The sequence below is a fragment of the Streptomyces sp. NPDC002742 genome (genome assembly GCF_042888885.1).
Taxonomy (GTDB): domain Bacteria; phylum Actinomycetota; class Actinomycetes; order Streptomycetales; family Streptomycetaceae; genus Streptomyces.
This window is the reverse complement of sequence record NZ_JBIAQF010000013.1, coordinates 196,012-208,916: the sequence shown is the minus strand read 5'-3', so window position 1 is coordinate 208,916 and position 12,905 is coordinate 196,012. Positions and strand designations below refer to the sequence as shown.

Below are 12,905 nucleotides of genomic sequence, written 5' to 3'. Positions count from 1 at the left end.
ATTCCGTGCCACGGCGCATTCCGATCGGCCGCGCGCGGGGCCCCGTCACCACGGGGATGAGGTGACGGGGCTCCACGGGGCGGATGTCCCGTCGGCGGCGATTCATCCCACCGTCGTCCCGGCCCTGCCGGCGGGCGGGCCGGCACCCGGACCATCCCCGACGGCCGGCACTCCGTTGTCGTCACCGTCGACTGAGACCGAGGTCGACCGACGCCGGTCCGAATCCCGATCGACGGGAGGGACGCGGCGGACGCGGCGGACACGGTGGACCTCGGGTGCTCAGAGCTCCTCGGTCGCCGCCGTGTGCAGATGGGCCAGTGCGTCGAGTACGACGGTGTGCCGGTGCCAGGAGAGCCAGCGGCCGACCATGAGGCCGGTGGCCTCCAGGGCGTGCAGCTGGGCGCGGGTGAACCCGGGCAGCGGACGCTCGTGGTGGGAGGAGGCCATACCGATCGGCACACCGGCCCGGTTGACCAGGGGCACGCTGTGGCAGGCCCGGCTGCCCGCCCGCAGGATGACGCGCCGGGAGCCCTCGTCGAAGACATCGGCGGTCGCCACGTCGCGGACGGTCACCTGGCGGCGGTCCTCGGCGGCCTGGGCGCACGAGGTCGTCGGCGAGTCCACGAACGCGAAGAAGCTCGTGAACTCGCGCTCGAGACCCGAATGCCGCACCATCCGCAGCCGCCCTCCCTCGGCGAGCTGGACGTTGCCCATACCGGTCTGGGTGATGTCCAGGACCCGGTGCAGGGCGGCGCTCAGCACCTCGCCCTGGTGGGTGCGATCGGCTCCGGCGGTCCGCAGGCCGGGCAGCGGGGGAGGGGGCGTCCGGGCGCGTTCCGCGGCGCCGGCCGGTCCCTCGGGACTGTGCGGGGTCCGTACGACCGCGTCCGCCAGCGTGTGCAGCCTGATGTTGAACCGCTGCGACGCCTCGCGCAGCAGGGAGAAGGACACGTCGGGCGCGGGCAGCCGGTAGCGCTCCATCAGCACGCCCTGGGCCAGCGATATCGCCGGATGCGCGTGCAGACGCTCCTGCAGGTCGGCGTTCTGCTCCCGCAGCCGGACGATCTCCTGGCGCAGGCCGGCGGAGTCCGTGCCCGGCTCGGGGACACGCCCGTCGGCGGCGGGCGGGAGCTGTGACTCCTGGGTCATGGTGTAAGGCATCCTCACTGACGGCGTCGGTTTCCACCAGCAGCCCGAATACCCATGGGAAGGCAGGACAGGCCGCCGCCGCACGGCCGGGGCGCGCCGCGGCGCCCCGGACATCACGCGGTGCGTGCCTGCTTCCCAAGCACTGGCGCCGACCATATCCCGGGGAGCCGTCCACTCCGCAAGAGATCCGGCCGAGACCCGGCCCAGCTCTCCACGACGGGCCCGCCCCGGTACCGCGTCGTCCGGTCGGCGAGCCCGGGAGGCCCGGACCGTCGTCCCGGGGCATGGTGGAGGGGTGACAGGGCTGGCGGTGCTGTTCGCGCTCCTCGGCGCCGCCAGCAACGCGATGGGCACGGCGTTCCAGCGCAAGGCGGCCTCCCGCGTCGCCGAAGGCGGCGGACTGCGGCTCATCCTCAGACTGGCCCGGCAGCCCCCGTGGCTCATCGGTATCGCCGGGGTGACCGGGGCCGCGCTCTTCCAGGCCGTGGCGCTGGCGAACGGGCCGCTGTCCCTGGTGCAGCCCCTGTTCATCCTGGAGCTGCCCTTCGCCCTGATGATCGCCGTCCCGTTGCTGCACCGCCGGCTGTCCCGCGCGGGATGGTGGGCCGTCGTCGGCGTGGTGGCCGGCCTCGGTCTCGTGCTCCTCTCGGCCGCTCCCTCCGGAGCACGGTCCGACGCCTCCATGGAACGCTGGATCCCGGCACTGATCCTGTGCCTGGGAAGCGTGGCCGTCGCGGTCGGCGTCGCCCGTCCGGGCCGCCCGCCGCTGTTCCGCGCCGCCGTGCTGGGATCGGCGTCGGCCATCAGCAACGCGCTGACCGCCGCGCTCCTGAAGTCGGCCGTGGGTACGCTCGACGAAGACGGGTTCGTCGCCTTCCTCGGGGTGTGGCAGACCTACGGGTTCGTCGTGACCGGAGTCGTCGCCGTGCTGCTGCTGGAGAACGCCCTGCAGGCGGGCCCCTTGGTCGCCTCGCAGCCCGCGCTGACCATCGGTGACGCGACGCTGAGCCTCCTGCTCGGCGTCACCCTCTTCGACGAGACGATCCGCACCGGCTGGTGGCTGCTGCCCGAGCTGATCGGGGCCGCGGTGGTCCTGTGGGGCGTCCTGCGGCTGACCCGGGTGGTGCCGCACCTCGCTGACATGGCCCATTGACGCATGGCCATTGACGCATGGCCCACGTGGTCTGTCCCGGCGCCGGCGCCGGACCCGCAGCGGGCGTGCCGCACCAGGCAGGGGTTCCCCCGCAACTCGTCCTTGCCTCCCGGCACGCAATTCGTCCTTGCCTCCCGGCAGTCGCTGCCGCATGCCCCGAGTGGGCGTTTCCGAGCCGATTGCTCGGCCATACGAGGGGAATCCCGGCCGGAAACCCGTGTGCATACCTCGCCGGGACCGGGGCAGCAGCATCCTGAGACAGCTCGAGGAAGCCAACCCCCCTGGCGAACCCGAGCTGCACGGCCCCGCAGGCAGTCACTCCCCCCGGCTGCCTGCGGGGCCGCATTAGCGCGTCCCGCGGCCCGGACCCTGTACGTTCCGCCCCGCGCTACTGGACCTGGATGCCCACGATGCAGGTGTCGTCGTCGGTGTCGGACCTGCTGTACGTCAGGAGCCGGTCGAGCTGGTGGTCCAGCGTTCTGGACGTCGTACGAGCCGCGTTGAGCAGTTGGCGCAGCGACACCTCCACCGAGCGGTCGCGCCGCTCGATCAGGCCGTCCGTGTACATCAACAGCGTGTCGTGGACGGCCAGTTGCACCTCGTCCTCCTCGAACGTCGCCTCGGGGACGGCGCCGAGCAGGATGCCCTTGAGGAGTGGAAGCGGGTTGGCGTCCGCGTCCCGGACCAGGACGGGCGGCAGATGACCGGCCCTGGCCCAGCGCAGAACGCGGCGGCGCGGATCGTAGATACCGCAGACCGCGGTGGCCGTGACGCCGCCGGTCAGATGGTGCGCCACGATGTTGAGCCACGACAGCAGCTGACCGGGGCCGGCGCCGGTCACGGCGAGTCCGCGCAGCGCGTTGCGCAGCACCACCATGCTGGTCGCCGCCTCGATCCCGTGACCGGCCACGTCCCCCACACACAGCAGGACGAGGCCGGAGGGCAGCACGACGGCGTCGTACCAGTCGCCTCCGACGAGCTGTTCGGTCTCGGCGGGCCGGTAGCGCACCGCCACGTCGAGACCGGGCGCCCGCAACGGCGCCTGGGCCGGCGGCATGATCGCGTGCTGCAGCTGAAGGGTCAGCCGGTTGCGTTCGTGGGCCTGCTGTTCGGTGTGCGCCAGCTGGTCACGCGTGACGGCCAGGGCGACCTCGGTCCAGTGCTGCGCCGAGATGTCCTGGTAGGCCCCGCGGACCACGAACAGCCGGTCGTCGGCGTCGAGCACCGGCTCGGCGACCATGCGGATGTGCCGGGTGACCCCGTCGGGACGCTGCAGCCGGAACGCGGCCGTGGCCGGCCGACGATGGTGCAGGACCGTGCGCAGGAAGCGGCCGATCGTGACGGCGTCGTCCGGATGGGCGTGCGCGGGCAGCTCCTCCAGCGGCACGGGAGCGCCCGAGGGCGAGCGGCCGTACAGGTCGAAGAGCGTCGCGTTCCAGATGATCTCGCCGGTCAGCAGGTTCTCCTCGAATCCGCCGATCCTGCCGAGCCGCTGGGCGTGCTGGAGCAGACTCGCCAGCCGCGCCGTCTCGTCCTCTATGCGCCAGATGAGCAGCACGGTTCCGCCGTGCCGGCTGACGTTGATGTCGGCCACGGCCGACAGCGGCACCTGGTCGACCAGTGCCGTGAGATCCATCCGCCGCGCCCGGAACGGTTCTCCGGTGGCATAGACGCGCTCGATGCACTGGTAGAGGTCGCTGTCCCCGGCGGCCATCGGATAGGCCTCCAGCAGCAGCGACCCGTGGACGGTGCCGCGCGGTCTGCCGGCCGGATCGAGGAAGCGTCCGTTCACATGACGGATGCGGAAGTCCGCGAGCCGTCCCTGGTCGTCGAGATGGGGCACCAGGACCAGGGCGGGATCGTGCAACCCGTCGACCAGGTCGATCAGTTCGCAGACATCGGTCGTCCCGCGTACGTCGTGGCCGTCGTGGCCGTCGTTCGGCAGTGTGTGGGTCTCCAGCGTGTGCGAGCACAGCTCCGCCAGCGCCTCGATCTGACGGACGACCTGCGGGGGCTGAGGTTCCAGGACGGACGGCCAGGCGATTTCCAGGACGCCGTGGATACGGCCCCCGGAGCCGGCCGGTACCGCGACCCGTCCGCCCTCGGGATGGTCCGTGTGCCCGATGGACGGCAGCCCGGTGTTCGCCAGCGAGTCCGCCCACTGCGCCGTGCGTTCGGACAGGGCGCGGCGGGCCATCGTCGCCACGCCCGGCGGTACGTAACGCCAGCGCCTGGCCTCGGCCGCCGGGAATCCGGCGCTGCCCGCCAGAGAGAGCGAACCGTCGGCGTCCGCCGCCCAGATGGCCACGGCAACGGCCCCGAGCGGGGTCAGCGCGTGCTGGAGCAGGGAATCGGCCACCGCCTGGCTGTCGTCGGCCGCCAGCGCGCCGCTCTCGGCCGCCCGCAGCCGCACCGCGGGGGCGCCTGCCTCCTCCTCGCGGATGCGCTCCGCCGTGACGGCGAGAAAGGTGCTGGTCACCTCCGAAAGCCGGTCGTGCGCCGCCTGGTTGATGATCTCCACCGCGAGCTGGAGCTGCGGCACCTTGGCCTGTTCGGCCAACTCGGCGAGCTGGCGGGCGGCCTGCGCCGGCCCGCAGCCCAGCCGCTCGACCAGGATGCCCTTGGCCAGCTCGATCAGGGCCCGTCCGTCGGCCTCCAGCTGGGCGGCCCGTACCTCGCTGCGCAGCCGTTCGACCGTGGCCGCCAGCCGGCCCACCGGGGACGTCCGCTCCGCGCCCTGGGGATCGTCGGGATGTTCGCCGTCCGCGACGGTGTCCCCGCGATCGGCGACGTTCGCGTCGGTGGTCTCAGGAGTGTTCACGGTGCGGCCGCTCCTCGGCGGGGACCCTGGGGAACGCGGGGGAGGGGCGGCAGCGGCGGGCGTCCAGCCGACCGGCCGTGGTGGCGGGTGCAGAGTGCCATGTCATTCCCCCAGCCAGCGTCGGACGCAGGCGATGAGGTCGTCGGTGTCGACCGGCTTGGTGACATGGTCGCTGGCACCCGAAAGCAGGCTCTTCTCCCGGTCGCCCGGCATGGCCTTCGCCGTCACCGCGATGATCGGCAGCTCGGCGTACCGGGGAATCTTGCGGATCTCGGCGGTCGCGGTGTACCCGTCCATCTCGGGCATCATGACGTCCATCAGGATCAGCGCGACCTCGGGCCGGCTCAGCAGCGTCTCGATGCCCTTCCTGCCGTTCTCCGCGTGCAGCACCTGGAATCCGTGCAGCTCCAGAATCCCGCTGAGCGCGAAGAGATTGCGGGCGTCGTCGTCCACGACGAGGACCGTACGGCCCCGGAACGCGTCGTCGATCGGCTGCGCGGGCCGGCTCCTCGCCTCCTCGGCGCGGACCAGCGGGACCACGTCGCCCGGCTGCTCCGCGGACAGGTGGAGCGCGATGCGCTCGCGCAACTCGTCCAGGCTGGACAGGAATTCCAGGGACCGGGCTCCGGAGCGGGACTGCAGCGCCCGTTCCTGCGCGAGGTCGACACGGCTGCCGTTGTGGACGAGGACGGGAACGGTCGCCAGGGCCGAGTCGCCCTCCACCGCTTCGAGGAACCGGGCCGTTTCCCCTTCCGGCATGCCGAGTTCGAGGACGACACAGTGCCACGGTTCCGCGGCCAGCGCGCTCGCCGCCTCCTGAGCTCCGACAACCGTGATGACGTCGACGCTCTCCCGCGCGTCGCCCTCGTCCCGGCTGCGGGCCACATCCCCGACCGCGCTCTCGGCAACGAGCGTCAGCAGGCCCCGGGGCCGCTCCTCGACGACCAGCAGCCGGCGTCGTCGCTGGCGGGGCAGACCGATCGAACCGGTGACGGTGTGCCGCGACCGGGTGAGCGCCGTGGCATCCTCGTCCGGTGCCGACTCGGACGTGCGGCCGCCCGCGAGCAGTGCCTCGAAGTCGGGCCGGGCGACCGGCAGGAAGAGCGTGAACGTACTGCCCTGTCCCGGGACGCTGTCGACGGTTACGGCTCCGCCGAGCAGGTGGGCGATCTCCCGGGTGATGGACAGCCCCAGGCCGGTGCCGCCGTACTTGCGGCTCGTCGTGCCGTCGGCCTGCTGGAACGCGCCGAAGATCGTCTCCAGCTGCTGCTCGGGGATGCCGATGCCGGTGTCCTTGACCCGGAAGGCCGCCACCGTGCCGCCACGCCGTACGCCCGCGGGGATCTCCTGGTCGGCCGCCGGTTCGATCCGCAGCTCGACGCTTCCCCGCTCGGTGAACTTCACCGCGTTCGACAGCAGGTTGCGCAGCACCTGGCGCAGCCGGGAGTCGTCGGTGAGGAGGTCGACCGGGGCTCCGGGGGCGGTGCTGACCGTGAACTCCAGGCTCTTCTGCGAGGTCATCGGGCGGAAGGTGGCCTCGACGTATTCGAGCAGCTGCCGCAGCGGGACCCGCTCGGGGGTCACGTCCATCTTGCCGGCCTCGACCTTCGACAGGTCGAGGATGTCATTGATCAGCTGGAGCAGGTCGGAGCCCGCGGAGTGGATGATGCCGGCGTACTCGACCTGCTTCGGCGTGAGATTGCGCGAGGGGTTCTGCGCCAGCAGCTGGGCGAGGATGAGCAGGCTGTTGAGCGGGGTCCGCAGTTCGTGGCTCATGTTGGCGAGGAACTCGGACTTGTACTTGGACGCCAGCGACAACTGCTGGGCCCGTGCCTCGAGTTCCTGCCGGGCCTGTTCGATCTGGAGGTTCTTCGCCTCGATGTCGCGGTTCTGGGTCACGAGCAGCGAGGCCTTGTCCTCCAGCTCGGCGTTGGAGCGCTGGAGTTCGTCCTGCTGGACCTGCAACTCCTCGGAGCGCGCCTGGAGTTCGGCGGTCAGTCGCTGCGACTCACCCAGCAGCTCATCGGTGCGGGCGTTCGCCACGATGGTGCTGACGTTGACGCCGATGGTCTCCATCAGCTGTTCCAGGAAGGTCCGGTGCCCCTGCTTGAAGCGGGTGACCGAGGCGAGCTCGATGACACCGAGGACCTGTTCCTCGACGACGATCGGGAGCACCACCAGAGCCGTCGGCGCCGTCTGTCCGAGCCCCGAGGAGATGGTGACGTAGCCCGGCGGCACCTCGTCCACCGTGATGGCGCGGCGGCTGCGCGCGGCCTGTCCGACGAGCGAGCGGCCGAGCTTGATGCGGGTGGGACGCCCGTCCTCGTCGGGATAGCCGTAGGACCCGACCAGCCGCAGCTCCGTACCCTTCGCGGTCTCCTCGGCGAGGTAGAAGGCGCCGTACTGCGCGGCGACCAGCGGGGTGAGCTCGTCCATGATGAGGTCGGCCACCACGTCCAGGTCGCGGTAGCCCTGCATCAGGCCGGAGATCCGGGCCAGGTTCGTCTTGAGCCAGTCCTGCTCCTGGTTGGCGCGCGTGGTCTCCCGCAGCGACTCCACCATGGAGTTGATGTTGTCCTTCAGGTCGGCGACCTCGCCCGAGGCCTCCACGGTGATGGACCGGGTCAGGTCGCCCTCGGCCACTGCACTGGTGACCTCGGCGATGGCGCGGACCTGGCGCGTGAGGTTGCCGGCGAGCTCGTTCACGTTCTCGGTCAGCCGCTTCCAGGTGCCCGAGACGCCCTCCACCTCGGCCTGACCGCCGAGCCTGCCCTCGCTGCCGACCTCGCGGGCCACCCGGGTGACCTCCGCGGCGAAGGCGGAGAGCTGGTCGACCATGGTGTTGATGGTCGTCTTGAGTTCGAGGATCTCGCCGCGGGCGTCGACGTCGATCTTCTTGGACAGGTCGCCCTTCGCCACGGCCGTCGTCACCAGGGCGATGTTGCGCACCTGTCCGGTGAGGTTGTTGGCCATCGAGTTGACGTTGTCGGTGAGGTCCTTCCAGGTGCCCGCCACGTTGGGCACGTGTGCCTGCCCGCCGAGGCGGCCCTCGGTGCCGACCTCGCGGGCGACGCGGGTGACCTCGTCGGCGAACGCGGACAGCGTGTCGACCATCGTGTTGATGACGTCGGCCAGGGCGGCGACCTCGCCCTTCGCCTCCACGGTGATCTTCTGCGACAGGTCGCCGCGGGCCACGGCGGTGGCCACCTGCGCGATGGAGCGGACCTGGCCGGTCAGGTTCGACGCCATGACGTTGACGTTGTCGGTGAGGTCCTTCCACGTGCCGGAGACGCCCCGGACCGTGGCCTGTCCGCCCAGGTTGCCCGCGGTGCCGACCTCGCGGGCGACGCGGGTGACCTCGTCGGCGAACGCCGAGAGCTGTTCGACCATCGTGTTGATGGTCTCCTTCAGCTCCAGGATCTCGCCCCGGGCGTCGACGGTGATCTTCTGCGACAGGTCGCCCTTCGCGACGGCCGTGGCCACCTGCGCGATCGAGCGGACCTGGGCGGTGAGGTTGCCCGCCATGAAGTTGACGGAGTCGGTGAGGTCGCGCCAGGTGCCCTTGACGCCCTTGACGTCGGCCTGGCCGCCGAGGCGTCCGTCGGTGCCGACCTCGCGGGCGACGCGGGTGACCTCGTCGGCGAACGCGGACAGCTGGTCGACCATCGTGTTGATGGTGTTCTTCAGTTCGAGGATCTCGCCGCGGGCGTCCACGGTGATCTTCTGGGAGAGATCGCCCTGGGCCACCGCGGTCGTCACCTGAGCGACGTTGCGGACCTGGGCGGTGAGGTTGCCCGCCATGAAGTTGACGGAGTCGGTGAGGTCGCGCCAGACGCCGCCGACGCCGGGAACCTGGGCCTGGCCGCCGAGGCGTCCGTCGGTGCCGACCTCGCGGGCGACGCGGGTGACCTCGTCGGCGAACGCGGACAGCTGGTCGACCATCGTGTTGACGGTCTCCTTCAGCTGGAGGATCTCGCCGCGGGCGGGCACGTCGATCTTCTGGGAGAGATCGCCCTTGGCGACGGCCGTGGCCACCTGCGCGATGTCGCGGACCTGCGTGGTGAGGTTGCCCGCCATGGCGTTGACCGAGTCGGTGAGGTCGGCCCAGGTACCGGAGACGCCCGGCACCTCCGCCTGGCCGCCGAGGGTCCCCTCCGTGCCCACCTCGCGCGCCACCCGTGTCACCTCGGAGGTGAACACCGACAGCTGGTCGACCATGCCGTTGAACACGGTGGCGATGTCACCCAGCAGGCCACCCGTCTCGTCGGGGAGCCGGGTGCCGAAGTCGCCGTCACGCACGGCGGTGAGGCCGGCCAGCAGTTGGCGCAGTTCCTGCTCGCCCGGCGTCCGTACGGACGTCTCGCTCGCTGCCCTTGTCATGCTCACCCTCGTTCCGCTCCCCTGGAGTCCCGTGTCACGGAACTCGGAACCTTGCCGGGCCCACGGACAGCCCCCCGCTGTCCGTGGAATTCCCGCAGATCACGGGTCGTCCCGTTAAGAAAATACGCCGCAGGCTAACCCAGAAGGCAGGTGGTGAACAAAGTGTGTGGGCGAACTCTTCGGCGGCCCAAAAAACTTGCCGGTGACAGGAATAACCGCGAGTGAAGGGGATACACAGAACCCTTTTGGCCGGGGCCGCCCGGACCGCACACGCGAAGTCCCGCCGACCCGCTTCGGACCGGAGTCCGGGGCGGGGCGACGGGACCGTCGTACGGGCCGTGCCGTGCGGGAGTGTCAGGCGACCGCGGGGTCGAGCAGACCCGTCCGCAGACGCTTGATGATGCGGGTGATCAGCCTGGAGACATGCATCTGCGAGATACCGAGCTCCTCGCCGATCTGCGCCTGGGTGCGCTCCTCGACGAAGCGCAGATGAATGATCCGGCGCTGACGGTCGTCGAGTTCGGCGATCAGCGGGGCCAGGGAGTTGAAGTCCTCGACCAGTTCCAGCGAGGCGTCCTCCTCGCCGATGAAGTCCGCGAGGACGGCCTCGCCGTCCGCGCCGCCGTCGGCCGTGAGAGCGGCGTCGAGGGACGAGGAGTTGTAGCCGTTCGACGCCTTGCGGGCCTCGATGACCTCTTCCTCGGTCAGGCACATCAGCTCGGACAGTTCACGTGTGGTGGGCGTACGGCCGAGGCGGGTGCGCAGTTCCTCCGTCGCCTTGGCGAGCTCCACGCGAGCCTCCTGCAGCCGGCGCGGCACGTGGACGGCCCAGCTCGTGTCGCGGAAGAAGCGCTTGATCTCACCGACGATGTAGGGAACCGCGAAGGAGGTGAACTCGACCTCGCGGGACAGCTCGAAGCGGTCGATCGCCTTGATCAGCCCGATCGTGCCGACCTGGACGATGTCCTCCATCTCACCCTGGCTCCGGCTGCGGAAGCGCGCCGCCGCGTAACGGACGAGGGAGAGATTCATCTCGATGAGGGTGTTGCGCGCGTACTGGTATTCGTGCGTGCCCTCCTCCAGGACGGAGAGCCGGTCGAAGAACTGGCGGGACAGCTCACGTGCGTCCTTCGGGCTGATCTTCAGCGGCTCGTCGATCTGCGGAAGGACGCCCCCCTCGGCCGTCGCTGTCCGGTACGCCGTGTCCGTTGCCTTCGCTGTCGCCACGGCCGCCATGCCGTCCACCCCAAATCGTCCGAAGGAATTGATGCCAGGGCCCGTCTGCCCTGCTTCACACCGCTCATGCCACCCGGTTGCCGAATTCTTCGGAACGCGTACGTCCCGCCTTCCCTCCGGCACCGGGGCAGGTGCACTTCTGCCCGGGAACGCTGTTCGGATGCGGGGTGGCGGCGTCAATTTTCGAACGGGCTTCTGATGGTTCCGCCGGGGTTCCCGGGGCAGGTGAGGACTGCGCGCGGCCGACGTGGTGCCGCCGTCGCGCCCGGGGGCCTGCCTCGGGGCCGCGACGGCCACGTAAAATGGGTTTCGGGGTGAGTCCGTGGGCATGGATCGGCGAGTGGACGGAGCGCAGACGCTCTGTTCGTCGGCGTGCCCCGACCCGGGACCGCTCGCCGGACACGGGTCCCGGGGCGCGGTGGTCGAAGCATGACGACGGCGGCACTTCGCGGCGAGCCCTTCGTCCACCCCGCGCTCCTCTATCGCGGCGACCGTGAGTACGTGGAAGGGACGACGCGCTTCGTGTCGGACGGCGTAGCCGCCGGGGAACCGGTGGCGGTGGCCGTTCCCCCCGCACGGCTGGAACTCATCCGAGGCGCACTGGGACCGCTCGGCGCCGACGTCCGCTGGATCGACATGACACAGGCCGGCCGGAACCCGGGCCGGATCATCCCCTCCGTCCTGCGGGCCTTCGCCGACGCCCATCCCGGCGTCCATGTGCGGATCATCGGTGAACCCATCTGGGACGGCCGTACGGCGGCGGAGTACCCGGCCTGCGTCCAGCACGAAGCCCTGATCAACACGGCGTTCGGCGGACGGGACGTGACGATCCTCTGCCCCTACGACGCACGAGCCCTCTCCCACGACGTGATCGCCGACGCCCACGCCACACACCCCGTCGTGATCAGCGGTGGCCGCCGGCGGGTCAGCCCGTCCTACGACCCCGCCGGGGTGCTGGCGCGCTGCAACCAGGCGCTGCGCCACCCGCCGGGAGCGGCGACGGTCGGCTTCGACGCGCAACTCCTGCCCGCCGCCCGCGACTTCGCGATCAGCGAGGCCCGGGAACGCGGGATGACACGGGCCCGGTCGCAGGATCTGAACCTGGTCGTCGCGGAACTGACGACCAACAGCGTGGTGCACGGGGGCGGTTCGGGGACCCTGAGGATCTGGGCCGAGAGCGAGCAGATCGTGTGCGAGGTGCGGGACGAGGGGCGGCTGAGCGATCCGCTGGCGGGCAGGCATCCCGTGCGCCCCGATCAGATCGGCGGACGGGGCCTGTTCCTCGTGCACTTCGTCTCGGACCTCGTGCGTGTGTACACCGATGACTCCGGCACGACCGTGCGCAGCTACATCGCCCGCACCTGACCAGGTGTACGTCACCGGGTTCGCGTGGTGGCATCCGCGCGCCGGTACAGGTGGGCAGGTGGGTGTGGGGCCCGAACCCGGGCTCCCGGTTCGGGCCCCTGCCTGCGACACGGAACCGCCCGGACCCTCCAGGTGCGCCCGGACGAACCACTGGAACCGTTCGAGCGGAGGCTGCGGCATTCCGCCCCTGAGACGGCGTTGGGCCAAATAGGTCGTCTGGGGCGGCTGTTGCGAATGAACCGTCGTGAACCCGGGCACACGGACGAAAACTCGAGAGAGGAGCCCTCGCCGTGCTCGTGCCCGACCCGAAGGTTGTCCGGAGGCTGCTGACGCGTTACGCGGCCCTGAAGATCGCGTATGCCGAGAAGGAGACGCTGGAGACCGCCCGTCGGCTGGAGGACGTCACGTACACACTCTGTGTGATGACGGGAACGACCAGCGTGCGCGACGCCGTCGTCGTCGCCGACGGCATGCTCGTGGCCGGGGGGAACCGGCCGGACGCGCGGCCGGGCGGGCTGCTGGGGAACCGGACGTCACCGGACGTCTCGACGGACGGCATGCCCTCGGTCGCCTCGCCGCTGACGCAGCCGCACCCCGAGGTGCGGGCTCTGAACGGCCGGGGCGTCGGCACGTCCGGTCCCCTCTTCTGACCGCCGGGGCGTGTTCATGCGGTGGGGGGGGCCCCCCGCGGGGGGGGCCCCCCCCCCCCGGCGCGCCACCCCCCCCCCCCGGGCCCGAACCCACCCGGCCCCCCCCCCAGGGGGCCCCGAAGAGGAGGGGCGCGAAACAAAAGGGGGTTGG

7 protein-coding genes are annotated in these 12,905 nt (G+C 71.0%); 3 read left to right on the top strand and 4 right to left on the bottom strand.

Annotated features, from left to right (window positions below):
- Window positions 1-279 precede the first annotated feature (279 nt).
- Window positions 280-1,149 (bottom strand): ANTAR domain-containing protein, encoded by an 870-nt coding sequence (locus ACFYW8_RS24565; protein ID WP_389079895.1) that lies wholly within the window; start codon window positions 1,147-1,149, stop codon window positions 280-282.
- Between the two features lie 295 nt (window positions 1,150-1,444).
- On the opposite strand from ACFYW8_RS24565, the gene ACFYW8_RS24560 reads away from it, so the two are divergent.
- On the top strand, window positions 1,445-2,302 hold the full coding sequence (locus tag ACFYW8_RS24560; RefSeq protein ID WP_389079892.1) for a DMT family transporter: 858 nt from the start codon (window positions 1,445-1,447) through the stop codon (window positions 2,300-2,302).
- Window positions 2,303-2,690: 388 nt separating this feature from the next.
- On the opposite strand, the gene ACFYW8_RS24555 is transcribed toward ACFYW8_RS24560, so the two are convergent.
- The 3 genes from ACFYW8_RS24555 to ACFYW8_RS24545 form a co-directional block, all read right to left on the bottom strand.
- On the bottom strand, window positions 2,691-5,018 hold the full coding sequence (locus ACFYW8_RS24555) for a SpoIIE family protein phosphatase (protein WP_389080085.1): 2,328 nt from the start codon (window positions 5,016-5,018) through the stop codon (window positions 2,691-2,693).
- Window positions 5,019-5,225: 207 nt separating this feature from the next.
- A complete protein-coding gene (locus tag ACFYW8_RS24550; RefSeq protein ID WP_389079889.1) occupies window positions 5,226-9,503 on the bottom strand; it encodes a HAMP domain-containing protein in 4,278 nt (1,425 codons plus the stop codon).
- A 354-nt stretch (window positions 9,504-9,857) separates the two neighbouring features.
- Window positions 9,858-10,739: an RNA polymerase sigma factor SigF gene (locus tag ACFYW8_RS24545; protein WP_365881550.1), complete on the bottom strand. Its 882-nt coding sequence runs from the start codon at window positions 10,737-10,739 to the stop codon at window positions 9,858-9,860.
- Window positions 10,740-11,168: 429 nt separating this feature from the next.
- On the opposite strand from ACFYW8_RS24545, the gene ACFYW8_RS24540 reads away from it, so the two are divergent.
- The gene (locus tag ACFYW8_RS24540; protein WP_389079885.1) at window positions 11,169-12,104 is read left to right on the top strand and encodes an anti-sigma factor RsbA family regulatory protein; all 936 of its coding nucleotides are present in this window, start codon (window positions 11,169-11,171) and stop codon (window positions 12,102-12,104) included.
- A 290-nt stretch (window positions 12,105-12,394) separates the two neighbouring features.
- On the top strand, window positions 12,395-12,754 hold the full coding sequence (locus tag ACFYW8_RS24535) for a DUF5133 domain-containing protein (protein ID WP_389079882.1): 360 nt from the start codon (window positions 12,395-12,397) through the stop codon (window positions 12,752-12,754).
- The last annotated feature ends 151 nt before the right edge of the window (window positions 12,755-12,905 follow it).

What these genes read in the sequence shown, in the direction of transcription:
- ACFYW8_RS24550 (WP_389079889.1), bottom strand. Translation starts at nt 9,503, where the DNA reads ATGACAAGGGCAGCGAGCGAGACGTCCGTACGGACGCCGGGCGAGCAG.
- ACFYW8_RS24540 (WP_389079885.1), top strand. Translation starts at nt 11,169, where the DNA reads ATGACGACGGCGGCACTTCGCGGCGAGCCCTTCGTCCACCCCGCGCTC.
- ACFYW8_RS24565 (WP_389079895.1), bottom strand. Translation starts at nt 1,149, where the DNA reads ATGACCCAGGAGTCACAGCTCCCGCCCGCCGCCGACGGGCGTGTCCCC.
- ACFYW8_RS24545 (WP_365881550.1), bottom strand. Translation starts at nt 10,739, where the DNA reads ATGGCGGCCGTGGCGACAGCGAAGGCAACGGACACGGCGTACCGGACA.